Source organism: Paraburkholderia podalyriae (assembly GCF_014397785.1).
GTDB classification, from domain to species: domain Bacteria; phylum Pseudomonadota; class Gammaproteobacteria; order Burkholderiales; family Burkholderiaceae; genus Paraburkholderia; species Paraburkholderia podalyriae.
Genome location: NZ_VZQQ01000002.1, coordinates 192,024 through 218,435, shown reverse-complemented (window position 1 = coordinate 218,435; position 26,412 = coordinate 192,024). Strand labels below are relative to the sequence as shown.

Sequence of the window (26,412 nt, the reverse complement as noted above, 5' to 3'; positions counted from 1 at the left end):
CATGCCTTCGCGGTTGCGCCCCGAGCTTCTTACCCTTCACCCACCCAAAGGTCGATGAGCGAATTGGACCTGCCCGTGCCCTCCATCCCGAATGCGCGCGATGCCGTGCGCGCGCTGCGTCCATCGCAAATCCGTGAAGTCGCGAACGCCGGTTTCGGTGTCGACGACGTGCTGCCGTTCTGGTTCGGCGAGTCCGACCGCGTGACACCCGCATTCATCCGCGACGCCGCGAGCGCCGCGCTCGCCGCCGGCGCGACGTTTTACACGCACAATCTTGGCATCGCGCCGTTGCGCGCGGCACTCGCCGGCTACGTCAGCGAGTTGCACGGCGCGACGTCGCCGGAGCACATCGCGGTGACTAGCGCGGGCGTCAACGCGCTGATGCTCGCCGCGCAGCTGGTGGTCGGCGCCGGCGACCGGGTCGTCGCGGTGACGCCGCTATGGCCGAATCTGGTCGAGATTCCGAAGATTCTTGGCGCGCACGTCGAAACGGTCGCGCTTGGCTACGGCGAACGCGGCTGGCAGCTCGACGTCGGGAAATTGCTGGCTGCGCTGACACCCGACACCAGGATGCTGATGATCAACTCGCCGAACAATCCGACCGGCTGGGTGATGGATCGCGACGACCAGCGTACCGTGCTGGAACACTGCCGGCGTCACGGCATCTGGATCGTCGCGGATGAGGTCTACGAGCGGCTCTACTATCCCGACGATGGCGCCGCCGTCGCGGCCAGCGCGCAGACTGCGCCGTCGTTTCTCGACCTCGCGACGCGCGACGAACGCGTGATCTGCGTGAATTCGTTTTCGAAAGCCTGGCTGATGACCGGGTGGCGGCTCGGCTGGATCGTCGCGCCGACCGCGTTGATGGATGACCTCGCGAAGCTGGTCGAGTACAACACGTCGTGCGCGCCGTCGTTCGTGCAGCAGGCGGGCATGGCGGCGCTGGAGCAGGGCGAGCGTTTTACGCAGGAGCTGGTGCGCGACCTGAGGACTTCACGCGATCATCTGGTGCGCGCGCTGTCGGCGGTGCCCGGTATCGATGTGAAGGCTCCGCTGGGGGCGATGTATCTGTTCTTCTCGATGCCGGACTCGACGCGCAGTCTCGATTTGTGCAAAGCGATGGTGCGCGAGGTCGGGCTCGGCGTGGCGCCGGGCAGCGCGTTCGGGCCGCAAGGCGAGGGGTTCGTGCGCTGGTGCTATGCGTGCGATTCGGCGCGACTCGATGCCGGCGTCGAGCGCTTGACGCGCTTTCTGGCGCGCCAAGCCGGCGCCTGAATACACGGTCTGACGTACCGGCCGCAGTGTGCGTTACGCGCCTCGAGGGGCAAAAAGCCGCGAATCGTTGGAAATCTTCTTTCTGGCGATTCGGCCCGGGCGGGCGCGGGCACACCCGTCGACGCCGCGGCAGACGATGCGCGGGGGATCGCGGCTTTACGCCCCGATCGTTTTTGCGTAATATGGCGCTCAGTCACGCGATTCCTTTTCAGGAATATCGCCGCTCCGTCCGGCTGGGTCTGGCTCGATAAATAAGTCTGTTCGCCGCCCCCCGGTGCGTGCTCCCATCAATATGACCGATCAGAATCGGGCGAGCGCGTCTTCAGTTCCACATCGTCTGTTTGATCCGGTTCTTTGACCACAGGGTCTGACCTAGCTGCATGAATACCCAAGAGGCGAAGATCGTCCTCGAGACTGCCTTGATCTGCGCGCAGGAGCCGTTAAAGCTCGGCGAACTGCGCAAGCTCTTTGCCGACGGCGTGTCGGCAGACACTGTTCGGACCTTGCTCGAAGACCTGAGGCGGGACTGGTCTGGGCGCGGTGTGGAGCTGGTCGGGCTGGCGTCGGGCTGGCGGTTTCAAAGCAAGCCCGCGATGCGTTCGTATCTGGATCGGCTGCATCCGGAAAAACCGCCGAAATACTCTCGCGCGGTGCTCGAAACGCTCGCGATCATTGCCTACCGGCAACCGGTGACACGAGGCGATATCGAAGAAATTCGCGGTGTGACGGTGAATACGCAGATCGTCAAGCAGCTCGAGGATCGCGGCTGGATCGAGGTGATCGGTCATCGCGACGTGCCTGGGCGTCCGGCGCTGTATGCGACTACGCGCCAGTTTCTCGACGACCTCGGCCTGACTGCGCTCGACGAGCTGCCGCCGCTTGCCGATCCGTCCGCGCAGCTGAACGCGGACCTGCTGGGTCAGCACGCGATCGAGTTTGCCGAGGGCGACGCGCAAAACGTGCAGCAGGCGGGGCAGGAAGTTGGGCAGGACGCGGCGGGTGAGGCTGCCGAGCCAGCTTCACCGGAAGCGGTGCAGCACGCCGCGTCGGAATTCGAAGCAGAGCCGAACGAGACGGTAGCCGAGTCGACGTTCGAGCCGGAGCGCCACGCGGAAGCGGCCGGGCAGGCCGGCACGGCGAATGCGTCGAATGTGTCAGACGGGTCGGGCGCGCCGCACGACACGCAACAACAGGCCGAAGCGGCATCCACGGCAGCGCAGTCCAGCGTCACCGGCTCAGCACAGCATCACGATCCGGCCGCACAGACCGATCCGGCAACACCCGCGCACGACTCGGGCGTATCTCGCAATACGGAGCACGCCGCCGAGCCGAACCCGGTCGAGGCGGCGCACGACGATCCCGAGGATCGACGCGATGCCGCGCAGGACGCAGGTTTTCTGACCGACGACGAAACCGAGTCGCGCAGCGCCTGACGTAACCGAACTTTTCTTGCCGCGCCCGCAACGGGCGCGTGCGATCTGACATTTTGAGGTTGTTTTGACACATACCCACGACACCGATTCGTCCGAATCCGGGCGCCCCGAGCCGTCGGCGCGGACCGACGAACGCACTACGCAAGCGTCGGCAGGCGAGGGCGAGCGCCCGGCTCACGGCGCGGAAGCAGACGGCGAAGAGCGTCCGCGCCGCGGTCTGCGTCGCGGGCCGCGCAGCCTGATCGCACGACGCCGCGCCGGCGCGAAGACGAAGGCAGCCGAGGGTGCACCCGCGCAAGGCGCGCCGGTCGCCGCCGAAACACCGCCGGACGGCGAGATCGTTGCGCAGGTGCGCACGCCGCGCAAGGACGCGGGCGCGAAGCAGGGCGGGCGTCGTAATGCCAGCGGTGCAAAGCGTGAAGGTGCGTCACGTGAAGGCCAGCGTGAAGGTCAGTCGCGCGAAGGCCAGCGTGAAGGCCAACGCGAGGGCCAGCGCCAGAACCGTCGCGGCGCCGTTGCGGCCGCGGCCGCTGAGCCAACTCAGGACGATCTGTTCTCGTACGTGACGTCGCCCGCGTTCGATGCCGACAACAGCGCGACTGGCGGCGTGCGCGCGCCGATGCTGCGCCGTGGCAAGGCAGCGGGCCCGAAGCGCGTGCTGTCGCCCGACGACGACGCGCCGAAGCTGCACAAGGTGCTCGCCGAGGCGGGCATGGGCTCGCGCCGCGACATGGAAGAGCTGATCATCGCCGGCCGCGTGTCGGTGAACGGCGAACCGGCGCACATCGGCCAGCGCATCATGCCGACCGACCAGGTCCGCATCAACGGCAAGCCGGTCAAACGCAAGCTCGCCGGCAAGCCGCCGCGCGTGCTGCTGTACCACAAACCGACCGGCGAAATCGTCAGCCACGCGGACCCCGAAGGCCGTCCGTCGGTGTTCGACAAGCTGCCGCCGATGAAAACCGCCAAGTGGGTCGCGGTTGGCCGTCTCGACTTCAACACCGAAGGTCTGCTGATGTTGACCACCTCGGGTGATCTCGCGAACCGCTTCATGCACCCGCGTTATAGCGTAGAGCGCGAATACGCGGTGCGCGTCGTCGGCGAACTCGCCGAGGGCATGCGCCAGAAGCTGCTGCACGGCGTCGAACTCGAAGACGGTCCGGCAAATTTCCTGCGCATCCGCGACGGCGGCGGCGAAGGCACTAATCACTGGTACCACGTCGCTCTCGCCGAAGGGCGGAATCGCGAAGTGCGCCGTATGTTCGAAGCGGCGGGCCTGATGGTCAGCCGGTTGATCCGCACACGCCACGGCTCGATCTCGCTGCCGCGTGGTCTGAAGCGCGGCCGCTGGGAAGAGCTCGAGGACAATGAGGTGCGCGCGCTGATGGCCTCGGTCGGGCTGAAGGCGCCGGCCGAAGAGCGCGGCAGCCGCAATGCGGCGCCGGAGCGTCGTCAGCCGGATCCGATGCAGACGTCGATGGGCTTCATCAACCGCGAGCCGGTGCTGATGTCGCACAGCCGCTTCGAGCAGCAGCCGCGCGGACAGGGCCGTCGTGGCGCGGCGGGCGGCGGCTTTGGCGCGGGCATGGGGAGCGGCAGCGGTTTCGGCGGCGGCGCGGGCAATCGCGGCACCGGGGGGCAGCGCGACCGCGACGTCGACGGCAATCGCGCGCCCTCGCCCACCGGCAACCGTGCTCGCACTGGCGGCAAGCGCGCCGGCGCGGCCGGCAACAGCGGCGGCAATCGCGGGCCAGGTGGCAATCGTGGCGGCAACGCCAATCGCGCCGGCGGCAACGCGGGTCAGGGCGGCGCGAATCGTGGCGGCGGCACAGCGCGCGGTCGCTCGCGCGGCCGTTAAGCGGGGTGCACGGCGTTTAAGGGGGCGTTGAACGGCCATACCCTTTCGTGTAGTGCGCATGACCTGTCAGGCTAGCGGCCGCTTCAGACGGCTCGTTCAGCAATCGCGAGGCATCAATGCCGAACGCCTGCTGGGCGAGCCGTTTATCGTGCCAGAAAGGGGTGGCGTAGCCCGGCCGGCTCCCTTTCCGGACAGCTCGGGCGACCTTGCATAATCCCGGATTTGCCGCCATCTGGTCGAAAGATTCCTGTCAAATCAAGTGGAAATGCGCGTCGCCCGGCGTTCTGTGAATTGCGTTTGGGCCGAAAAATGGCTACAATCGCGAAGTCGCTGGGCGTACGATTTCATGTGCGGCTCAGGTGCGACCACCGGCAATAAGATGATGGGCGTTCAGCCCATTTTTTTTTTGCCGCTCAGTTCATCGTGGTTCGGCATCTCGGGTTCGCAACAACGTGCGCCGGCTTGGCGCGCGGCCCGCATTGGTTGTTTGCAGAAGAGGCGAGGCTCGCTGCGCGAACATCTAAGAGGGCACTGTGCAACTGACGGAACTGATTGAAACCACGGTCGTGGGACTCGGCTACGAGCTCGTCGATCTCGAGCGCACCGGGCGCGGCATGCTGTGTATCTATATCGACCAGCCGGCCGGCATCGCAATCGAAGACTGCGAGAAAGTCACGCGTCAGCTCCAGCACGTTCTGACGGTCGAAAATATCGATTACGAGCGGCTCGAAGTATCGTCGCCCGGTCTCGATCGCCCGCTGAAAAAACTGGCGGATTTTGAACGTTTCGCGGGCAGCGAAGCGGTTATCACACTGAAAAAGCCATTGGACGGTCGGAAATCGTACCGGGGCATTTTGCATGCTCCGCAGGGCGAGACGATCGGTCTGGAATTTGAAGGAAAAGAAGGGGCCGCGATGCTCGATTTCACGCTCGCGGACATGGACAAGGCGCGCCTTGTTCCGAAAGTTGACTTTAGGAGCCGCAAACAATGAGTCGCGAAGTGTTGATGCTGGTGGATGCGCTGGCACGCGAGAAGAACGTCGACAAGGACGTCGTATTTGCCGCGCTCGAAGCGGCTCTCGCTTCGGCCTCCAAGAAACTCTTCGAAGAAGATGCGGATATCCGCGTCCACATCGACCGTGAAAGCGGCGAACACGAAACGTTTCGCCGCTGGAAGGTCGTGCCGGACGAAGCCGGTCTGCAGGAGCCGGATCAGGAAATTCTGTTGTTCGAGGCACGCGAGCAGCAATCCAGTATCGAGCTCGACGAGTACATCGAGGAGCCGGTGCCGTCGATCGAATTCGGCCGTATCGGTGCGCAGGCCGCCAAGCAGGTGATCTTGCAGAAGGTGCGCGACGCCGAGCGCGAGCAGATCCTGAACGACTTCCTCGAGCGCGGCGAACACATCATGACCGGCTCGGTGAAGCGCCTCGACAAGGGCAACTTCATCGTCGAATCGGGCCGTGTCGAAGCGCTTCTGCGCCGCGACCAGTTGATCCCGAAGGAAAACCTGCGCGTGGGCGACCGCGTGCGCGCCTATATCGCCAAGGTCGACCGCACCGCGCGTGGTCCGCAGATCGAGCTTTCACGTACGGCGCCGGAATTCCTGATGAAGCTGTTCGAGATGGAAGTGCCGGAAATCGAGCAGGGCCTGCTCGAGATCAAGGCGGCGGCTCGCGATCCGGGCGTGCGCGCGAAGATCGGAGTGGTCGCTTATGACAAGCGCATCGATCCGATCGGCACCTGCGTCGGTATCCGCGGGTCGCGCGTGCAGGCCGTGCGCAACGAGCTTGGTGGCGAAAACGTCGACATCGTGCTATGGTCGGAAGACCCCGCCCAGTTCGTGATCGGCGCGCTCGCGCCGGCAGCCGTGCAGTCGATCGTCGTCGATGAAGAAAAGCATTCGATGGACGTCGTCGTCGACGAAAGCGAACTCGCGGTCGCGATCGGTCGCAGCGGCCAGAACGTGCGGCTTGCCAGCGAGCTCACCGGCTGGCAGATCAACATCATGACGCCGGACGAATCTGCGCAGAAGCAGAATCAGGAGCGCGGCGTCCTGCGCGACCTGTTCATGGCGCGTCTCGATGTCGACGAGGAAGTCGCCGACATCCTGATCGACGAAGGCTTCACGAGCCTCGAAGAGATCGCCTACGTGCCGCTCAACGAAATGCTCGAAATCGAGGCATTCGACGAAGATACCGTTCACGAACTGCGCAACCGCTCGCGCGACGCGCTGTTGACGATGGCGATCGCGAACGAAGAAAAGGTCGAAAACGTGGCGCTCGACCTGAAGAGCCTGGACGGCATGGACGCTGACCTGCTCGCGAAACTGGCCGAACATCAGATCCAGACGCGCGACGAACTCGCCGAGCTGGCCGTGGATGAACTGGTCGAGATGACTGGGATGGGAGAGGATGCCGCTAAGGCGTTGATCATGAAAGCACGTGAACACTGGTTCCAGTGAGAAATGACCATGGCGCACTGAATTGAACGCGGCCGCGAGGCCGCATGACCCGATGCTAACCGCAAGGAATCGGTCCTTGCATTAAGAGGAATGAATGGCGAGTAACAACGTAGCCCAATTTGCCGCGGAACTGAAAATGCCTGCTGGCGTGCTGCTCGAGCAGCTGCAGGCAGCGGGCGTCCAGAAAGCGAGCGAAGACGACAACCTGTCCGAGGCGGACAAGGCGCGTCTGCTCGATCACTTGCGCAAGTCGCATGGCTCGGACGATGCCGACAAGCGCAAGATCACGCTGACGCGCCGGCATACGTCGGAGATCAAGCAGTCCGATGCGACGGGCAAAGCTCGCACCATTCAGGTCGAGGTGCGCAAGAAGCGCACGTTCGTCCGCCGCGACGAGACCGTCGCGGAAGGCGGGGATGCATCGAATCATGTGGCCGAAAACGCGGATGCAGAAGATCTCGAACTGCAGCGTCGTGAGGAAGAAGCACGTCACGAAGCCGAACTGCTCGAAAAGCAGGCGCAGGAGCTGAAGGCACGTCAGGAACAGCTCGAGCGCGAAGAGGCCGAGCGTCAGGCGCGCGAGCAGGCTGCGGAAGCCGGGCGTCAGCGCGCGGAAGAAGAAGCGAAGAAGCGCGTAGCGGCCGAGGCGGCGGCTCGCGAGAAGGCCCGGCAGGCGGCGCAAGCTGCTGCACCGGTTGCCGCGAAGGCAAGCGAGCAGGACGATGAGCGCGCGGCAGCGGAACGCGCCGCGCAACGCGAAGCCGCGAAGAAGGCGGAAGACGCGGCGCGTCTGGCCGCCGAAAAGGCGCGTGCCGAACAGGAACAAATCGCGAAGCGCCGCGCCGCGGCCGAAGCCGAAGCGCGCGCGATTCGCGAAATGATGAACACGCCGCGCAAGGCGCAGGTGAAGGCTCCGGAACCGGCACCAAAGCCTGCCGAGCCGGCCAAGGCGGCCGAAGCGAAGGGCACGCTGCACAAGCCGGCGCGTCCGGCTGGCGAAGCGCCGGCGCGCCCGGCAGCCAGGAAGCCGGCAGCCGCGGCTCCGGCGCCCGCGAGCGCACCGTCCGCCGGCGACAAGAAGAAGCCGGGCGCTGGCAAGGGTGGCGGCAACTGGCAGGACGACGCAGCAAAGCGCCGCGGCATCAAGACGCGCGGTGACTCTAGCGGCGGCGTCGATCGTGGCTGGCGCGGCGGTCCGAAGGGGCGTGGCAAGCATCAGGAGCAGAGCACCACGTTCCAGGCGCCGACCGAGCCGATCGTTCGTGAAGTGCATGTGCCGGAAACCATCACGGTCGCGGATCTCGCGCACAAGATGGCGGTGAAGGCTTCGGAAGTCATCAAGGTGATGATGAAGCTTGGCCAGATGGTTACGATCAACCAGATGCTGGACCAGGAAACGGCGATGATCATCGTCGAGGAACTGGGCCACCGCGCGCTCGCGGCGAAGCTGGACGATCCGGAAGCGATGCTGGTCGAAGGCGAAGCGACCGACGCGGAAGCGCTGCCGCGTCCGCCGGTCGTCACGGTGATGGGCCACGTCGACCATGGCAAGACCTCGCTGCTCGACTACATTCGTCGCGCGAAAGTTGCGGCAGGCGAAGCGGGCGGTATTACGCAGCACATCGGCGCTTACCACGTCGAAACGCCGCGCGGCGTAATCACGTTCCTCGACACGCCGGGTCACGAAGCCTTCACGGCAATGCGTGCCCGCGGTGCGAAGGCAACCGACATCGTGATTCTGGTGGTGGCCGCCGACGACGGGGTGATGCCGCAGACGAAGGAAGCGATCTCCCACGCGAAGGCCGGCGGCGTGCCGCTCGTCGTCGCGATCAATAAGATCGACAAGCCGGAAGCGAATCCGGAGCGCGTGAAGCAGGAACTCGTCACGGAAGGCGTCGTGCCGGAAGAGTACGGCGGCGACTCGCCATTCGTATCGGTGTCGGCGAAGACCGGTGCGGGCATCGACGATCTGCTCGAAAACGTGCTGCTGCAGGCCGAAGTGCTGGAGCTGAAGGCGCCGGTCGAATCGCCGGCCAAGGGTCTCGTGATCGAAGCCAAGCTCGACAAGGGTAAGGGGCCGGTCGCAACGATCCTCGTTCAGTCGGGTACGCTGAATCGCGGCGACGTCGTGCTGGCAGGCAGCGCCTACGGTCGCGTGCGTGCCATGCTCGACGAAACCGGCAAGCCGACCAAGTCCGCTGGCCCGTCGATCCCGGTCGAAATCCAGGGTCTGTCGGAAGTGCCGCAGGCTGGCGAAGAAGTGATTGTGATGCCTGACGAGCGCAAGGCGCGTGAAGTGGCACTGTTCCGTCAGGGCAAGTTCCGCGACGTCAAGCTCGCGAAGCAGCAGGCCGCGAAGCTCGAGAACATGCTCGAGCAGATGGGCGAAGGCGAAGTGCAGTACATGCCGCTCATCGTCAAGGCCGACATGCAGGGTTCGCAGGAAGCGCTGGTGCAGTCGCTGCAGAAGCTCTCCACCGACGAAGTCCGCGTGCAGATCGTGCACGGCGCGGTCGGCGGCATCAGCGAGTCGGACGTCAATCTCGCGACGGCGTCGAAGGCGGTCATCATCGGCTTCAACACCCGCGCGGATGCGCAGGCTCGCAAGCTCGCGGAAGCCAATGGCGTCGATATCCGCTACTACAACATCATCTACGACGCCGTGGATGAAGTGAAGGCAGCGATGTCGGGCATGCTGGCGCCGGAGAAGCGCGAAGTCGTGACGGGCACGGTCGAAGTTCGCCAGGTCTTCAAGGTACCGAAGGTCGGCACGGTGGCCGGCTGTATGGTCACGGACGGTTTCGTCAAGCGCTCGTCGTCGGTGCGCGTGCTGCGCAACCACGTCGTCGTCTTCACGGGCGAGCTCGATTCGCTCAAGCGCTTCAAGGACGACGTGAAGGAAGTCCGTCAGGGCTTCGAGTGCGGTATGTCGATCAAGAACTTCAACGATATCGTCGAAGGCGATCAGTTCGAAGTCTTCGAAGTCACCGAAGTCGCGCGTACGCTGTAATTCACGCGGCACGGCACAACGGGCGGAACGGGCTTGACGCCCGCTCCGCCCGTTGTTTTTGAGCCCGCTGCGTCGAGTTTGTCGCTGGCTTCGATGCCGCGTTCGTCGTGAATCGGTTCATGACGCGAGACCATCGCGCCAACGTATCGCTCACAGACCGCGGCGATCGCGATGCCGTCGTATCCAACGGATAACAAACACGGCTCGCGCGAACAAATTTTTGCATCCGTCATAGCGGAGCACACAACACCATGCCTAAGAAACGTACTAGTCCCAATCGTAACGTGCAGATCGCCGATCAGATCCAGCGCGACCTGGCCGAGCTGCTGCGTGAGGTCAAGGATCCGCGCATCGGCATCGTCACATTTCAGAGCGTCGAGCTGACGCCCGACTACGCTCACGCGAAGGTCTACTTCACGACGCTGACGGGCGACCCGCAGCAGACGCTCGAGGCGCTGACGCACGCGGCCGGCCATCTGCACAATCTGCTGTTCAAGCGCCTGCATATTCATACGGTGCCGACGCTGCATTTCCACTACGACAAGACGATCGAGCGCGCCGTCGAGATGTCGCGTCTGATCGACGAGGCAAATTCCACGCGCGCGAAAGACGACTGAGTGTCCACCATGCCGCGTCGTTCCATGTAGCGCGCGGCGCGGTTTTTCGCATTTCCCGAACGTTCTGCCTCACTCGACATGACCGTACCTCAACGCCCCCGCGTGCCACGTCGCGCGCTCGACGGCGTGCTGCTGCTCGACAAGCCACTCGGCCTGTCGAGCAACGACGCGCTGGTTCGCGCGAAACGTCTCTATCTGGCGAAAAAGGCGGGTCACACCGGCACGCTCGACCCGCTCGCAACCGGCCTGTTACCGCTGTGTTTCGGCGAGGCCACCAAATTTTCGCAGGACCTGCTCGAAGCCGACAAGACCTACGAGGCGACGATGCGCCTCGGCATCCGCACGACCACCGGCGATGCCGAGGGCGAGCCACTCGACATCCGCGCGGTCGATTGCGACGAAGCGGCGGTGCAGGCGGCCTTGCAGCGGTTCATCGGCGAGATCGTTCAGATTCCGCCGATGTACTCGGCGCTCAAGCGCGACGGCAAGCCACTGTACGAGTACGCGCGCGCCGGCCAGACGGTCGAACGGGAAGGGCGGCAGGTGACGATTCACGCGCTCGAGCTGATTGCGTGCGCGTTGCCGGATGTGACGTTTCAAGTGACGTGCAGCAAGGGCACCTATGTGCGTACACTTGCCGAGGATATCGGCGAGGCGCTCGGCTGCGGCGCGCATCTGATCGTACTGCGGCGCACGGGCGTCGGCGCGCTGACGCTCGAGCATTCGGTCACGCTCGACGCGTTGTCCGACGCGACCCAGCTCGAACGCGACGCATGGCTGCAACCGGTCGACGCGTTGCTGTCGACGTTCCCGCAGGTTTGTCTCAACGACGACGACACGCGCCGCTTCCTGCACGGCCAGCGGCTGAAGCTATCGTCGTTGGCGATCGCCGCCGAAGCGGTGACTGCGGCGCGCGTGAGGGTGTACTCGGCGCAGGGACGGCTTCTCGGTGTCGCGAAGCCGGGCGAAGGTGTGCTCGCACCAGAACGTCTGGTCGTAACGACTGAGAGCTAGGCTCGGCCGTTTTGCCAGTCCGGCGCGGACCATAAAAAAGCGGGATCTGCCATCGAGCGATCCCGCTTTTTTCATGCCGCGTCGTGCAGCGGTGCCGAACTAAAGCGACACCACAACCGACGTCCTCAATGCGCCGCAGCCGCTGCCGCTCCCGCGTCGCCGCCTGCCCGTTCCGGCCGCGTGATCCAGATCAGCGCGATCAGCGCGACAAAAATGCCGGCCGAAATGAAGAACAGGTCGTTCACGCCGAGCTGCGCGGACTGCTGCGTAACCATGGTATTGAAAAGGCCATAGGTCTGCTGCTGATCCAGGCCCGCTGCGCCCATCTGATGAATCGACTGACCAAACGCCGGGTTGTAAGCGTTCGCCTGCTCGGTCAGTTGCGCGTGATGCATGATCGTGCGGTGATCCCACGCGGTCTGGAAGATCGACGTACCGATACCGCCGCACATGATCCGCACGAAGTTCGACAGCCCCGAGGCCGCGGGAATCCGATGGCCCGGCAAGCCCGACAGCGTGATCGACACGAGCGGAATGAAGAAGCCGGCCATGCCGATGCCCTGAATCAGCGTGGGCAGCATCAGCGAGTATGTATCGACGCCCGTCGTATAACGCGAGCGCATCCAGAAACACAGCGCGAAAATCAGGAACGACAGCGTCGCGATATAACGTGGATCGGTGCGCGGCAGCACCTTACCGGTGAGCGGCGACAGCAGGATCGCGAACACACCGACGGGTGCCATCACGAGTCCGGCTTCGGTCGCCGTGTAGCCGATATCGGTCTGCAGCCACAGCGGCAGCAGCACGAGATTGCCGAAGTAAAGCCCATAGCCGATCGACAGCGCGATCGTGCCGCCGCTGAAATTTCGTCGGCTGAACAGCGACAGGTCGACCACCGGATGCTCGGCCGTCAGCTCCCACACGATGAAGAACGCGAGCGCGATGACTGCAACGAGCACAAGCACGACGATCGTCGTCGACGAGAACCAGTCGAGGTCTTTGCCCTTGTCGAGCATGACCTGAAGGGAGCCGACCCAGACGATCAGAAGTCCGAGGCCGACGCCGTCGATCGGCGCCTTCCTGATGACCGAATCGCGGTTACGAAAGATCGTCCACGTCGCGATGGCCGCGACCGCGCCGACCGGAATATTGACGTAGAAAATCCAGGGCCACGAAATATTGTCGGAAATCCAGCCGCCGAGAATCGGACCGGCAACCGGCGCGATCAGCGTGGTCATCGCCCACATCGATAGCGCCATCGGCGCCTTCGCGCGCGGATAGCTCGCGAGCAGCAGCGTCTGCGACAGCGGGATCATCGGGCCGGCCACCGCGCCTTGCAGCACACGCGACGCGAGCAGGAACGGCAGGTTGGGCGACAGCCCGCACAGCCACGACGACAGCACGAACAGCACGATCGACGCCATGAACAGCCGCACCTGGCCGACGCGGTCGGTGAGCCAGCCGGTCAGCGGCACTGAGATCGCATTGGCCACCGCGAACGACGTAATCACCCATGTGCCCTGGTCGGACGACACACCGAGGTCGCCGGAAATCGACGGGATCGACACGTTCGCGATCGACGTGTCGAGCACGTTCATGAACACCGCGAGCGACACCGCGATGGTGCCGATCACCAGTTGCGCGCCTTCGAGCGGCGGGTGCGCGACTTGCGCTTGAGCCTGAGCCATTAAAAGAGCCTTCTATGAATCGTCGGCCGGAGCCTTAGCTCTTATGGGTCGCCGGTTTCGCGGCCGCGCCGCTCGCCGCGGTCGATTTCTGCGAGCCGCCGTTCGCGTTCGGACCGGCGTTTTCCGAGATGATGCGCGCAATTTCCGCGTCGGCATCCGCGCCGTATTTGTCGAAGACGTTGGTCTGGTAAGCCGTGGTCGGCGCCTGGCCGAGCTGGCCGCCGGTGTCGTCCTTGATGTTGACGTCAGCCTGCATCGACAGACCGATACGCAGCGGGTGCTTCTCGAGCTCCTGCGGATCGAGCGAAATGCGCACCGGCAGACGCTGCACGACTTTGATCCAGTTGCCGGTCGCGTTCTGCGCGGGCAGCAGTGAGAACGCCGAACCCGTACCGGCCGAGAAGCCGATCACTTTGCCGTGATACGGTACCGACGAGCCGTACACGTCAGCCGACAGTTCAACCGGCTGGCCGATGCGCATGTGCTTCAGTTGCACTTCCTTGAAGTTCGCGTCAACCCACACGTCATGCAGCGGCACGATTGCCATCAGCGGCGTGCCCGGCGACACGCGCTGGCCAACCTGCACCGAGCGCTTCGCGACATAGCCGGTGACCGGCGCGGGCAGCGTGTTGCGAGCATGGTTCAGGTACGCGTCGCGCAGCTTTGCGGCGGCGGCCTGCACGTTCGGGTGATCGGCGATCGTGGTGTTCGCTGTCAGCGCGCGGTTTGCCGCGAGCTGCTGTTTGGCGGCGTCGAGCGCGGCTTGCGCGGACTTTACGGAATCGCGTGCGTGCGAAATTTCTTCCTGTGATACTGCGCCGGTCTGCGCGACCGTCAGACGACGCTTCAGGTCGTCATTGGCGCGCGAGAGATCGGCCTGGCGTGCCGCGACCTGCGCTTCGTACTGGCTGTCGTCGGCGAACAGGCCGCGCACCTGGCGCACCACCTGCGCGAGATTGGCCTCGGACTGTTCGAGCGCGACGCGCGCATCGGCCGGGTCGAGCACGACGAGCGGGTCGCCGGCCTTGACGACCTGGGTGTCGTCCGCGTTGACCGCGATCACCGTGCCCGTGACCTGCGGCGTGATCTGCACGACGTTGCCGCTCACGTAGGCGTCGTCGGTGTCTTCATGGAAGCGTGCGACGAGGAAGTAGTACAGGCCGTACGCGACCGCGGCTATCAGGATCACGATGACGAGCAGCGTCATCATGCGCTTGCGTTTGCCGTTGTTCGCCGCTTGCGGTGGAGTGGCGGGCTGCTGAGGGGTGCTCATTGATGTGCTCCGGGTTCTCTTAAACGTCGTCGTTTTTTCGGGTGTTCGTGGGGATGCGTGTGCGTCGGCGCGGGCAGGTTTTGCTCAGTTCGCTGCGGTGCTGGTAGCGTGGGTCGCGGCGTTGGCCGATGCGGGGGCATCGGTGGGCACCACGAGACCGGTCTGGGTCGCGTCGAAGCCACCGCCCAGCGCCTTGATCAGGCCGATCTGCAGACTGCGGCGTCGCATCTGCAGACCCGTAACCGTCTGCTCGGCGGCGAGCCGGTTTTCGTCGGCGGTGAGCACCTGCAGTTGCGGCGACAGGCCGGCCTTGTAGCGCACCACGGCGAGCTGGTAGGCCTTGCTCGACGCGTCGAGCGCGCGCTGGGCGTCGCCTTCCTGGCGGTCGATCGAACGGATCGACGAGACCTGCGTCGACACGTCCTGCAGCGCGTTGATCAGCGTCTGGTTGTAGTTGGCGACGTCGCCTTCGAAGTCGGCGTAGCGGCCTTTCAGTTGCGCGCGCAACGCGCCGGCGTCGAAGATCGGCAGATGGATCGCCGGGCCGAACTGGATCTGACGGCTCGACGCGGTCAGGAAATGACCCCAGCCGAACGCGTCGAAACCGAAGCCGGCCGCGAGGTTTACGTCGGGGTAGAACTCGGCCTTCGCTTCCTTCACGTCGTGCATCGCGGCTTCGACCTGCCAGCGCGCAGCGACGATATCCGCGCGGCGCGCGACGAGGTCGGCCGGGATATTGTCGGGCAGCGCGACCACGTCGCCGCCGGTGAGCACCGGCTTGTCGATCTGCAGGCCGCGGTCCGGGCCTTTGCCGAGCAGCGCGCCCAACTGGTAGCGCACGACGGTGATCTGGCCGTCGAGGTCGGTCAGGTTCGATTGGCTGGTCGCGACGTTGCCGGCGGCGGTCTGCTTCTCGACGTTGGTGTCGAGGCCGGCCGTCACGCGGTCATTGGTGATGCGGCCGACGTCCTGGCGGTTGGCGATTTCGCGCGCGGCGATGTCGCGGAACGCATACAGCTGCGCGAGCTGGTTATACGTGCTCGCGACCGACGCGGCGAGCGTCACGCGCGCCTGCTGCATGTCGGCTTCGGCGGCTTTCTGCTGCGATACGGCCTGGCCGAGGCGCTGACGGTTCTTGCCCCACAGGTCGAGATCCCACGACGCGCTCGCTAGCACGTTGTTTTCGCTAAACCAGCTGCCGCCGAACGGAGGCGGGTAGAGGCCGTTCGCCGAGAATAGCTCGCGGGTCCAGGAATAGCTCGCGTTGACCTTCGGGAACAGCGCCGAGCGGGAGCTTTCAATATATGACGAAGCCTTCGCGAGCCGCGCCTGCGCCTGAGCGATCGACGGGCTGCCCTCGAGCGCTTCAGCGATCAGCTTCGGCAGTTGCGGGTCGCCGAACTGGTTGGCCCAGTCGAGCGATGGCCACTGGCCGCCCTCGTTGGGCAGGCTCTGCGTCGACTCGTACTGCGTCGGCGACGCGATCTGTTTGTCGCTTTTGACGCCGAAGTAGTTCGCGCACCCCGTGAGGGCGAGCGCTGTCACCGCGGCGGTGACAGCGGCCCGGCTCGACAGCGCGGGCGCGGACAGGGAAAGGGATTTCATCGCTCGACTCTTTGAGTGGAATGTATTGGTGGACGCAGCAAGCAAGTTATTACGGCTTGCTATCCGGATGGCTTGCGGCATCGCGGGAAACTCCCGTCTGTTCGCCGGAATTGACGAGCACGCGGCGCAGCATGCTCTTCAGGAAGCCCACTTCCTCGGGGGTGAACCCGTTCAGCAGACTATCGAGCACGCCATTGAAAATGCCCGGCATGCGGGCGGCAATCGCATGGCCTTCCGGCGTCAACGCGAGCCGTACGACGCGCCGGTCTTCGTTGCTGCGCACCCGCGTGAGCAGGCCGCGCTTTTCGAGTCGGTCGATCAGGCGCGTCACGGCGCTTGCGTCGATGCCGTATTCACGCGCCAATTCGGCCGCGAGCAGACATTTGCCGCTCGCCACCATGAACAGGATGCTGCCTTGCTGGCTGGTGATGCCGAGTTCGGCCATGCTGCGTTGCGTGATCAGGTTCGACAGCGTCGATTTCACCCGCGATATGAGATAGCCGACGCTTTCGCCGAGCTGGTACTCGCTGGGGTCCGGCGTGGGTTCGTTGGACGGCTCCGTCATGATTCTGGTGCGAATGCAATGGTTGACTAGGCATTAGTATAGTCGGCTGTTGATTGACGCGACAAGCGTAATTACAGCTTAGTCAAGGATTATTTCCCGCTCGAGCAGCAAACAGGACGGATTCGCGCGGAGCGCCGCGAGGCAGGCGCTCGCGTGCAACCCTCGGAGACGCGTGAAGCGGGCGGTCTATCGGGGAATACCAGAAAGGATCATCCGCGCATGCTATAATTTTCGGTTCCCAAAGTGCGCTTTGGGCTTGTTGTCGTGGTTTGGATCCTCAACCAGCAGCATAAGCAAGCGGCGCACTCAACCGTCTTCAGGTTTCCTATGACTCGCGCCCTACGCAACATCGCCATCATTGCTCACGTCGACCACGGCAAGACCACGCTCGTCGACCAACTCCTCCGTCAGACCGCCACGTTCCGCGAGAACCAGCAGATCGCCGAGCGCGTGATGGACTCGAACGACATCGAAAAAGAGCGCGGCATCACGATCCTGTCGAAGAACTGCGCGGTGGAGTACGAGGGCACGCACATCAACATCGTCGACACGCCGGGACACGCCGACTTCGGTGGTGAAGTGGAGCGCGTGCTGTCGATGGTCGACTCGGTGCTGCTGCTCGTCGATGCGGTGGAAGGCCCGATGCCGCAGACCCGCTTCGTCACGAAAAAAGCGCTCGCGCTGGGCCTGAAGCCGATCGTTGTGGTCAACAAGGTCGATCGTCCGGGCGCGCGGATCGACTGGGTGATTAACCAGACTTTCGACCTGTTCGACAAGCTCGGCGCAAGCGAAGAGCAGCTCGACTTCCCGATCGTCTACGCATCGGGCCTGAACGGCTACGCGGGTCTCACGCCGGAGGTGCGCGACGGCGACATGCGTCCGCTGTTCGAGGCGATCCTCCAGCACGTGCCGGTTCGCCCGGCCGATCCGGAAGGTCCGCTGCAACTTCAGATCACCTCGCTCGACTACTCGTCGTACGTCGGCCGTATCGGCATTGGCCGTATCACGCGCGGCCGCATCAAGCCGGGCATGGCAGTCGCGGTGCGCTTGGGCCCGGAAGGCGATATCCTCAATCGCAAGATCAACCAGGTGCTGTCGTTCAAGGGCCTCGATCGCGTGCAGGTGGACTCGGCTGAAGCGGGGGACATCGTGCTGATCAACGGTATCGAGGAAGTCGGCATCGGCGTGACGATCTGCTCGCCGGACCAGCCGGAAGCGCTGCCGATGATTACAGTCGACGAACCCACGTTGACGATGAACTTCCTCGTCAACTCGTCGCCGCTCGCGGGCCGCGAAGGCAAGTTCGTCACGAGCCGTCAGATTCGCGACCGCCTGATGAAGGAACTGAATCACAACGTCGCGCTGCGCGTGCGCGATACCGGCGACGAAACCACGTTTGAAGTGGCAGGCCGCGGTGAGCTGCACTTGACCATTCTGGTCGAAAACATGCGTCGCGAAGGCTACGAGCTGGCGGTATCGCGTCCGCGCGTTGTGATCCAGGAAATCGACGGCGAGAAGCACGAGCCGTACGAAAACCTGACCGTCGACATGGAAGACACGCACCAGGGCGGCGTGATGGAAGAGCTCGGCCGCCGCAAGGGCGAAATGCTCGACATGGCGTCGGATGGCCGTGGCCGCACGCGTCTCGAGTACCGAATTTCGGCGCGTGGCCTGATCGGCTTCCAGTCGGAATTCCTCACGCTCACGCGCGGCACGGGTCTGATGAGCCACACGTTCGATTCATATCAGCCGGTCAAAGAAGGTGCGGTCGGCGAGCGTCGCAACGGCGTGCTGATCTCGCAGGACGACGGCGCGGCAGTCGCGTACGCACTGTGGAAGCTGCAGGATCGCGGCCGCATGTTCGTATCGCCGGGCGAGGCGCTGTATGAAGGCATGATCATCGGCATCCACAGCCGCGACAACGACCTCGTCGTGAACCCGATCAAGGGCAAGCAGCTCACGAACGTGCGCGCGTCGGGCACAGATGAAGCTGTGCGTCTGGTGCCGCCGGTTCAGCTGTCGCTCGAATACGCGGTCGAGTTCATCGACGACGACGAGCTGGTCGAAGTCACGCCGAAGTCGATCCGGCTGCGCAAGCGCTACCTGAAGGAACACGAGCGCCGCAGCGCGAGCCGCAACAAGGTTGCCGGCGAATAAGCGGAACTCAAACCCCGCTGGATAGCAGGAAACGGAAGCCACCTTCGGGTGGCTTCCTTGTTTTCGGCGTATCAAAACTTGTGAAGCTGCATCACGCCCAGCACTTTCCGAAGGCGGCCCGCGTAAGGGACGTATCGCACTCTTTAACTCCATTTCGCACAGAACACTGTTGCGCGCTGTGGAAAGGGACCCGGCCACCCCCGAAACGCCCACCGTCACGGGCTTTGCGCCTGTGCCGTTCGCTATCTGGGCTATTCGTTCTGTGCTATGCTCCCGGGTGCAAAGTTTTAGGTCCTTCCAAGCAAGACTTGATTCGCGCAATCCGCTAAACGGTCAGGCCGTGTCGCGGAAGGTTCGGTAACCCGCTATTTCTCGAGAAACTCGAAGAAAGGTGAGCGTAAAAATGATGAAGCAATTCCAGTCGAACTCTTATCTGTTCGGCGGCAATGCTCCGTACGTTGAAGAAATGTACGAAGCGTATCTCGATAATCCGGCGTCAGTGCCCGAGACCTGGCGCAGCTATTTCGATGCGTTGCAGAACGTGCCCGCATCGGACGGCAGCAACGCCAACGACGTGGCCCACGGCCCGATCGTCGAATCGTTTGCCCAGCGCGCCAAGGCCAATGCCTTCCTGCCGCGCGCAACGGCCGGAGGCGAAGATCTCGCAACTGCCCGCAAACAGGTTTACGTCCAGTCCCTCATCGGCGCATATCGCTTCCTCGGCTCGCAATGGGCCAATCTCGATCCTCTGAAGCGCCGCGAACGTCCTGCGATCCCCGAACTTGAACCCGCGTTCTACGACTTCACCGAAGCCGACATGGACCAGGAGTACAGCGCAACGAATCTGTACTTCGGGTTCGAGCGCGCGACGCTGCGCGAGATCGTCAAAGCCCTGCGCGACACGTACTGCGGCACGATCGGCGCCGAGTACATGTACATCAGCGATCCCGAGCAGAAGCGCTGGTGGAAGGAACGCCTCGAATCGATCCGGTCGACGCCGAACTTCAGCAACGACAAGAAGAAGCACATCCTGAATCGCCTGACGGCCGCCGAAGGCCTCGAGCGTTTCCTGCATACCAAGTACGTCGGCCAGAAGCGCTTCTCGCTCGAGGGCGGCGAGAGCTTCATCGCGGCGATGGACGAAGTCGTGCGTCACGGCGGTCTGCGCGGCGTACAGGAAATCGTCATCGCGATGGCGCACCGCGGCCGTCTGAACGTGCTGGTCAACACGCTCGGCAAGATGCCGGCTGACCTGTTCGCCGAATTCGAAGGCAAGCACGTCGACGATCTGCCGGCTGGCGACGTGAAGTACCACAAGGGCTTCTCGTCGGACATCGCGACGGAAGGCGGCCCGGTTCACCTGTCGCTCGCGTTCAACCCGTCGCACCTCGAAATCGTCAACCCGGTGGTCGAGGGCTCGGCGAAGGCGCGTATGGACCGCCGCGGCGACGAAGACGGCCTTCAGGTGCTGCCGGTGCAGATCCACGGCGACGCGGCTTTCGCGGGCCAGGGCGTCGTGATGGAAACGCTGAACCTTGCGCAAACGCGCGGTTACGGCACGCACGGCACGCTGCACATCGTCATCAACAACCAGATCGGCTTCACGACGTCGGATCCGCGCGACTCGCGCTCCACGTTGTACTGCTCGGACGTCGTCAAGATGATCGAAGCGCCGGTGCTGCACGTGAACGGTGACGATCCCGAAGCGGTCGTGATGGCCATCCAGATGGCGATCGACTTCCGCACGCAGTTCCACAAGGACGTCGTCGTCGACATCGTCTGCTTCCGCAAGCTGGGCCACAACGAGCAGGACACCCCGGCGGTCACGCAGCCGCTGATGTACAAGACGATCTCGAAGCACCCGGGCACGCGCGCGCTGTACGCCGAAAAGCTCGTGCAACAGGGCGTCATCACGGCCGAACAGGGCGATGAATTCGTCAAGGCCTATCGCAAGGCGATGGACGAAGGCCATCATACGGTCGACCCGGTGCTGTCGAACTACAAGAGCAAGTACGCGGTGGACTGGGTGCCGTTCCTGAACCGTAAGTGGACCGATGCGGCCGACACGGCCGTGCCGCTCGCGGAACTGAAGCGCCTCGCCGAGCGCGTCACCACGATTCCGGAAAACTTCAAGGTTCACCCGCTCGTCGAGCGCGTGATCAACGACCGTCGCGCAATGGGCCGCGGCGAAGCGAAGCTCGACTGGGGCATGGGCGAGCACCTCGCGTTCGCATCGCTGGTCGCATCCGGTTATGCCGTGCGCCTGACCGGTCAGGATTCGGGCCGCGGCACGTTCACGCACCGTCACGCAGTGCTGCACGACCAGAACCGCGAGCGTTGGAACGACGGCACCTACGTGCCGCTGCAGAACATCGCCGAAGGTCAGGCGAAGTTCACGGTGATCGACTCGGTGCTGTCGGAAGAAGCGGTGCTCGGCTTCGAATACGGTTACTCGACCGCTGAACCGAACACGTTCGTCGCGTGGGAAGCGCAGTTCGGCGACTTTGTGAATGGCGCGCAGGTCGTGATCGACCAGTTCATCTCGTCGGGCGAAGTGAAGTGGGGCCGCGTGTCGGGCCTGACCATGCTGCTGCCGCACGGCTACGAAGGCCAGGGTCCGGAGCACTCGTCGGCGCGTATCGAGCGTTTCCTGCAACTGTGCGCAGACCACAACATGCAGGTCGTTCAGCCGACCACGCCGGCGCAGGTCTTCCACCTGCTGCGTCGCCAGATGATCCGCCTGTTCCGCAAGCCGCTGATCGTCGCGACGCCGAAGTCGTTGCTGCGTCACAAGGAAGCCGTGTCGGATCTGTCGGAACTCGCGAAGGGTTCGTTCCAGCCGGTCATCGGCGAAGTGGACGAAACCATCGACGTGAAGAAGGTCAAGCGCGTGGTGGCCTGCTCGGGCCGCGTGTACTACGACCTGGTCGCGCATCGCCGTGAAGCGAAGGCGAACGACGTCGCGATCATCCGTATCGAACAGCTCTATCCGTTCGCGCACAAGCAGTTCGAAGCGGAAATGAAGAAGTACGACAACGCAACCGAAGTGGTGTGGGTGCAGGACGAGCCGCAGAATCAGGGCCCCTGGTTCTACATCGAGCACCATCTGAAGGAAGGCATGAAGGAAGGGCAGAAGCTGGCGTACAGCGGCCGTCCGGCTTCGGCTTCGCCTGCAGTCGGCTACTACGCGAAGCACTACGAGCAGCAGAAGGCGCTGATCGAAGGCGCTTTCGGCCGCCTCAAGAGCGCGTCGATCGCTAAATAAAGAAACACACGAGCCGGGAGAGCGCAGCGCGCTCTCCCACGCCGCGCCGAACGTTTCCCATGTGGTTCAGGCGCGGCGCTCACGGTTCGCAGGCGGTCGTGAAGAAGCGCCGTCACCCGATACGTATTCAGGATACTCATAATGGCTATTGTTGAAGTCAAGGTTCCCCAGCTCTCCGAGTCGGTCTCGGAAGCGACCATGCTGCAGTGGAAGAAGAAGCCCGGCGAGGCTGTCGCTCAGGACGAAATCCTCATCGAAATCGAGACCGACAAGGTCGTGCTCGAAGTGCCGGCACCGGCTGCAGGCGTGCTGGCGCAAGTCATCTCGAACGACGGCGACACGGTCGCGGCTGAGCAGGTGATCGCGAAGATCGACACCGAAGGCACCGCAAGCGCCGCCGCTGTCGAAGCCGAAGTCAAGCCGGCTCCGGTCGCCGCACCGGCTACGGCTCCCGCGCCGGCTGCTCAGGCTGCTGCCGCAACGGGCTCGAGCACCGCTGCTTCGCCGGCTGCCGGCAAGCTGATGGCCGAAAAGGGTCTGGCTGCTGGCGACGTCGCCGGCACGGGCCGCGACGGCCGTATCACGAAGGGCGACGTGCTCGTCGCCGGCGCTCCGGCTGCCAAGGCTGCACCGGCTCCGGCTGCCGCTCCGAAGGCTGCGAAGCCGTCGCTGCCGGACGTCAAGGCTCCGGCATCGGCCGACCAGTGGCTGAAAGACCGTCCGGAACAGCGCGTGCCGATGTCGCGTCTGCGCGCGCGTATCGCCGAGCGTCTGCTCGAGTCGCAGCAAACCAACGCCATCCTCACGACGTTCAACGAAGTGAACATGGCGCCGGTCATGGATCTGCGCAACAAGTACAAGGACAAGTTCGAGAAGGAACACGGCGTGAAGCTCGGCTTCATGTCGTTCTTCGTGAAGGCGGCTGTTCACGCGCTGAAGAAGTTCCCGCTCGTGAACGCGTCGATCGACGGTAACGACATCGTCTATCACGGCTACTTCGACATCGGTATCGCTGTCGGCTCGCCGCGCGGTCTGGTGGTGCCGATCCTGCGCAATGCAGATCAGCTGAGCCTCGCCGACATCGAGAAGAAGATCGCCGAATTCGGTCAGAAGGCGAAGGACGGCAAGCTGTCGATCGAAGAAATGACCGGCGGTACGTTCTCGATCTCGAACGGCGGTGTGTTCGGCTCGATGCTGTCGACCCCGATCATCAACCCGCCGCAGTCCGCGATTCTCGGCGTGCACGCCACGAAGGAACGCGCTGTGGTCGAAAACGGCCAGATCGTGATCCGCCCGATGAACTACCTCGCGCTGTCGTACGACCACCGTATCATCGACGGCCGCGAAGCAGTGCTGTCGCTGGTCGCAATGAAGGACGCGCTGGAAGATCCCGCTCGCCTGCTGCTCGACCTGTAAGCGCACGTTCCACCGACGCCCGCCTGCGCCTCGCGCGGGCCGGTGTCATCCGTAGCATGTCTTTAGCATTCCGCAGTACAGGAACGGCGCGCGCCACCTCGAGTGGCCCGGCGCCGTTCAGCCATCAAAGGGATTGTCATGTCCAAAGAATTTGACGTCGTCGTGATCGGCGCAGGCCCGGGCGGGTATATCGCCGCCATCCGCGCAGCGCAGCTCGGCAAGACCGTCGCATGTATCGAAAAGTGGAAGAACCCGGCCGGCACGCTGAAGCTCGGCGGCACCTGCCTGAACGTCGGCTGCATTCCGTCGAAGGCGCTGCTCGCGTCGTCGGAAGAGTTTGAAAACGCGTCGCATCACCTCGCCGACCACGGCATCTCGGTGGAAAACGTCTCAGTCGATATCTCAAAGATGATGGACCGCAAGGACGGCATCGTCGAGAAGATGACCAAGGGCATCGAATTCCTGTTCCGCAAGAACAAGATCACGTGGCTCAAGGGTCATGGCAAGTTTACCGGCAAGACGGACGCCGGCGTGCAGATCGAAGTGAGCGGCGAAGGCGAAACGGGAGTCGTCACGGCGAAGAACGTGATCATCGCGACGGGTTCGAAGGCGCGCCATCTGCCGGGCATTCCGGTCGACAACAAGCTGATCGCCGACAACGAAGGCGCACTGTCGTTCGACTCCGCACCGAAGAAGCTCACCGTGATCGGCGCAGGCGTGATCGGTCTGGAACTCGGCTCGGTATGGCGCCGCCTCGGCGCGGACGTGACCGTGCTCGAAGCGCTGCCGGAATTCCTCGGCGCGGCGGATCAGGCGCTGTCGAAGGAAGCGGCCAAGCAGTTCAAGAAGCAGGGTCTCGACATCCAGGTCGGCGTGAAGGTCGGCGAAGTGAAGACGAGCGCGAACGGCGTGACGATCGCCTACACGGACAAGGACGGCAACGCGCAGACGCTCGAAACGGACCGCCTGATCGTGTCGGTCGGCCGCGTGCCGAACACCGACAACCTCGGCCTCGAAGCGATCGGCCTGAAGGCCAACGAGCGCGGCTTCATCGACGTGGACGACCACTGCGCGACGGCTGTGCCGAACGTGTACGCGATCGGCGACGTGGTGCGCGGCCCGATGCTCGCGCACAAGGCTGAGGACGAAGGCGTGCTGGTCGCGGAAGTGATCGACGGCCAGAAGCCGCACATCGACTACAACTGCGTTCCGTGGGTGATCTACACCGAACCGGAAATCGCCTGGGTCGGCAAAACCGAGCAGCAGCTGAAGGCCGAAGGCCGCGAGATCAAGACGGGCCAATTCCCGTTCATGGCGAACGGCCGCGCGCTCGGTATCAACAAGGCGGACGGTTTCGTCAAGATGATCGCCGACGCGAAGACCGACGAACTGCTCGGCGTGCACATCATTTCGGCGAACGCATCGGACCTGATCGCGGAAGCCGTGGTGGCGATGGAGTTCAAGGCCGCGTCGGAGGACATCGGCCGAATTTGCCATCCGCACCCGTCGCTGTCGGAAGTCATGCGCGAAGCGGCTCTCGCCGTCGACAAGCGTGCGCTGAACATGTAAGCGCGCACGCCTGGCCGAAACGCAACCTTGGCATCACCGAAGGCGGGCGGGGTTCACTCCCTCCCGCCTTTCTTTTTGCAGCAACACGATGAACGTCACCGAATACTACGAAAAAGAACTGCAGACGCGCGGTTACCAATCCGATCCGGCGCAGCGCGCGGCGGTCGACCGCCTGCAGCGGTGCTATGAAGAGTGGGCCGCATACAAGTCGCGCCGCTCGAACGCGTTCAGGAAGCTGATCATTCACCCGGATCTGCCGCGCGGCGTGTACATGTGGGGCGGCGTGGGCCGCGGCAAGAGCTTCCTGATGGACAGCTTCTACATGATCGTGCCGTTGCATCGCAAAACGCGTCTGCATTTTCACGAGTTCATGCGCGAAGTGCATCGAGAACTCGAAGAACTCAAAGGCCGGGCCGATCCGCTCGACGAACTCGCGCGCCGCATTGCGAAGCGCTATCGGCTGATCTGCTTCGACGAATTCCACGTGTCGGATATTGCCGACGCGATGATTCTGTATCGACTGCTCGACAAGCTGTTCGAGAACGGCGTGCAGTTCGTGATGACGTCCAACTACGATCCCGACACGCTGTACCCGGACGGACTGCATCGCGACCGCATGCTGCCCGCGATCGAGCTGATCAAGCAGAAGCTCGATGTGATCAACGTCGACGCGGGGATCGACTACCGGCAGCGCACGCTCGCGCAGGTGGAGGTCTATCACACGCCGCTGGACGCCGCCGCCGGCAAGGCGCTGCGCGACGCCTTCGCTCGCCTCGCCGCGGTGCCCGACGAAAGCCCGCTGCTGCATATCGAGAAGCGCGAGCTGAAGGCGCTGCGCCGCGCGGACGGCGTCGTCTGGTTCGACTTCGCGACGCTGTGCGGCGGCCCGCGCTCGCAGAACGACTACCTCGAACTCGCGAGCCGCTTCCACGCGGTGATCCTGTCGGACGTGCCGCAAATGTCGGTGCGCATGGCGTCGGAAGCGCGTCGCTTCACCTGGCTGATCGACGTGTTCTACGACCACAAGGTCAAGCTGCTGATGTCGGCTGCGGTGCCGCCGGAGCAGTTGTACGTCGACGGTCCGATGGCCAACGAATTCACGCGTACGGTGTCGCGCATCGTCGAGATGCAGTCGAAGGAGTATCTCGACACGCCGCGCCGGATCGTCGATACGTCTCTGACCTGAGCCTCGGCGCACCACAC

General features: G+C 63.9%; 17 protein-coding genes. 13 read left to right on the top strand and 4 right to left on the bottom strand.

The annotated features are described in order from the left end of the window. Positions 1-54: 54 nt before the first annotated feature. The 8 genes from F6X42_RS03190 to truB all read left to right on the top strand — a co-directional run bounded on the left by F6X42_RS03190 (position 55) and on the right by truB (position 11,671). Positions 55-1,275 (top strand): pyridoxal phosphate-dependent aminotransferase, encoded by a 1,221-nt coding sequence (locus tag F6X42_RS03190; protein WP_187632815.1) that lies wholly within the window; start codon positions 55-57, stop codon positions 1,273-1,275. A gap of 380 nt (positions 1,276-1,655) precedes the next feature. After that, complete coding sequence (scpB, locus tag F6X42_RS03185; protein WP_187632814.1) at positions 1,656-2,708, top strand: SMC-Scp complex subunit ScpB; 1,053 nt, start codon at positions 1,656-1,658, stop codon at positions 2,706-2,708. Between the two features lie 64 nt (positions 2,709-2,772). Next, positions 2,773-4,566, top strand: a complete 1,794-nt coding sequence (rluB, locus tag F6X42_RS03180) for a 23S rRNA pseudouridine(2605) synthase RluB (protein ID WP_187632813.1) — start codon at positions 2,773-2,775, stop codon at positions 4,564-4,566. Positions 4,567-5,099: 533 nt separating this feature from the next. Continuing rightward, a complete protein-coding gene (gene rimP, locus F6X42_RS03175; RefSeq protein WP_006052964.1) occupies positions 5,100-5,558 on the top strand; it encodes a ribosome maturation factor RimP in 459 nt (152 codons plus the stop codon). Continuing rightward, positions 5,555-7,030: a transcription termination factor NusA gene (nusA, locus tag F6X42_RS03170; RefSeq protein ID WP_187632812.1), complete on the top strand. Its 1,476-nt coding sequence runs from the start codon at positions 5,555-5,557 to the stop codon at positions 7,028-7,030. Before rimP ends, nusA begins: the two co-directional genes overlap by 4 nt. A gap of 94 nt (positions 7,031-7,124) precedes the next feature. After that, complete coding sequence (gene infB, locus F6X42_RS03165; protein ID WP_187632811.1) at positions 7,125-10,040, top strand: translation initiation factor IF-2; 2,916 nt, start codon at positions 7,125-7,127, stop codon at positions 10,038-10,040. A 251-nt stretch (positions 10,041-10,291) separates the two neighbouring features. Further along, the gene (gene rbfA, locus F6X42_RS03160; RefSeq protein ID WP_187632810.1) at positions 10,292-10,657 is read left to right on the top strand and encodes a 30S ribosome-binding factor RbfA; all 366 of its coding nucleotides are present in this window, start codon (positions 10,292-10,294) and stop codon (positions 10,655-10,657) included. Positions 10,658-10,735: 78 nt separating this feature from the next. Continuing rightward, on the top strand, positions 10,736-11,671 hold the full coding sequence (gene truB / locus F6X42_RS03155) for a tRNA pseudouridine(55) synthase TruB (RefSeq protein ID WP_187632809.1): 936 nt from the start codon (positions 10,736-10,738) through the stop codon (positions 11,669-11,671). Positions 11,672-11,796: 125 nt separating this feature from the next. Here the strand turns inward: truB and F6X42_RS03150 are convergent, their stop codons facing one another. The 4 genes from F6X42_RS03150 to F6X42_RS03135 all read right to left on the bottom strand — a co-directional run bounded on the left by F6X42_RS03150 (position 11,797) and on the right by F6X42_RS03135 (position 16,802). Further along, entirely contained in the window at positions 11,797-13,359 is a 1,563-nt protein-coding gene (locus F6X42_RS03150; protein WP_187632808.1) for a DHA2 family efflux MFS transporter permease subunit, read from the bottom strand. A 34-nt stretch (positions 13,360-13,393) separates the two neighbouring features. Beyond that, on the bottom strand, positions 13,394-14,632 hold the full coding sequence (locus F6X42_RS03145) for an EmrA/EmrK family multidrug efflux transporter periplasmic adaptor subunit (protein WP_187632807.1): 1,239 nt from the start codon (positions 14,630-14,632) through the stop codon (positions 13,394-13,396). Between the two features lie 84 nt (positions 14,633-14,716). After that, on the bottom strand, positions 14,717-16,237 hold the full coding sequence (locus tag F6X42_RS03140; RefSeq protein WP_187632806.1) for an efflux transporter outer membrane subunit: 1,521 nt from the start codon (positions 16,235-16,237) through the stop codon (positions 14,717-14,719). Positions 16,238-16,286: 49 nt separating this feature from the next. After that, complete coding sequence (locus tag F6X42_RS03135; RefSeq protein ID WP_187632805.1) at positions 16,287-16,802, bottom strand: MarR family winged helix-turn-helix transcriptional regulator; 516 nt, start codon at positions 16,800-16,802, stop codon at positions 16,287-16,289. 327 nt (positions 16,803-17,129) lie between these two features. Here F6X42_RS03135 and typA point away from each other — a divergent pair, with 327 nt between their 5' ends. From typA to zapE, 5 genes are all read left to right on the top strand, one after another. Beyond that, entirely contained in the window at positions 17,130-18,959 is a 1,830-nt protein-coding gene (gene typA / locus F6X42_RS03130) for a translational GTPase TypA (RefSeq protein ID WP_187632804.1), read from the top strand. 403 nt (positions 18,960-19,362) lie between these two features. Then, positions 19,363-22,224: a 2-oxoglutarate dehydrogenase E1 component gene (locus F6X42_RS03125; protein ID WP_187632803.1), complete on the top strand. Its 2,862-nt coding sequence runs from the start codon at positions 19,363-19,365 to the stop codon at positions 22,222-22,224. A gap of 141 nt (positions 22,225-22,365) precedes the next feature. Continuing rightward, on the top strand, positions 22,366-23,640 hold the full coding sequence (gene odhB / locus F6X42_RS03120) for a 2-oxoglutarate dehydrogenase complex dihydrolipoyllysine-residue succinyltransferase (protein WP_187632802.1): 1,275 nt from the start codon (positions 22,366-22,368) through the stop codon (positions 23,638-23,640). A 138-nt stretch (positions 23,641-23,778) separates the two neighbouring features. Then, positions 23,779-25,209 carry a dihydrolipoyl dehydrogenase gene (gene lpdA / locus F6X42_RS03115; protein ID WP_187632801.1) on the top strand — a complete coding sequence of 477 codons (1,431 nt, stop codon included), beginning with the start codon at positions 23,779-23,781 and terminating at the stop codon, positions 25,207-25,209. Between the two features lie 88 nt (positions 25,210-25,297). After that, positions 25,298-26,395 (top strand): cell division protein ZapE, encoded by a 1,098-nt coding sequence (gene zapE / locus F6X42_RS03110; RefSeq protein ID WP_187632800.1) that lies wholly within the window; start codon positions 25,298-25,300, stop codon positions 26,393-26,395. Positions 26,396-26,412 lie beyond the last annotated feature (17 nt).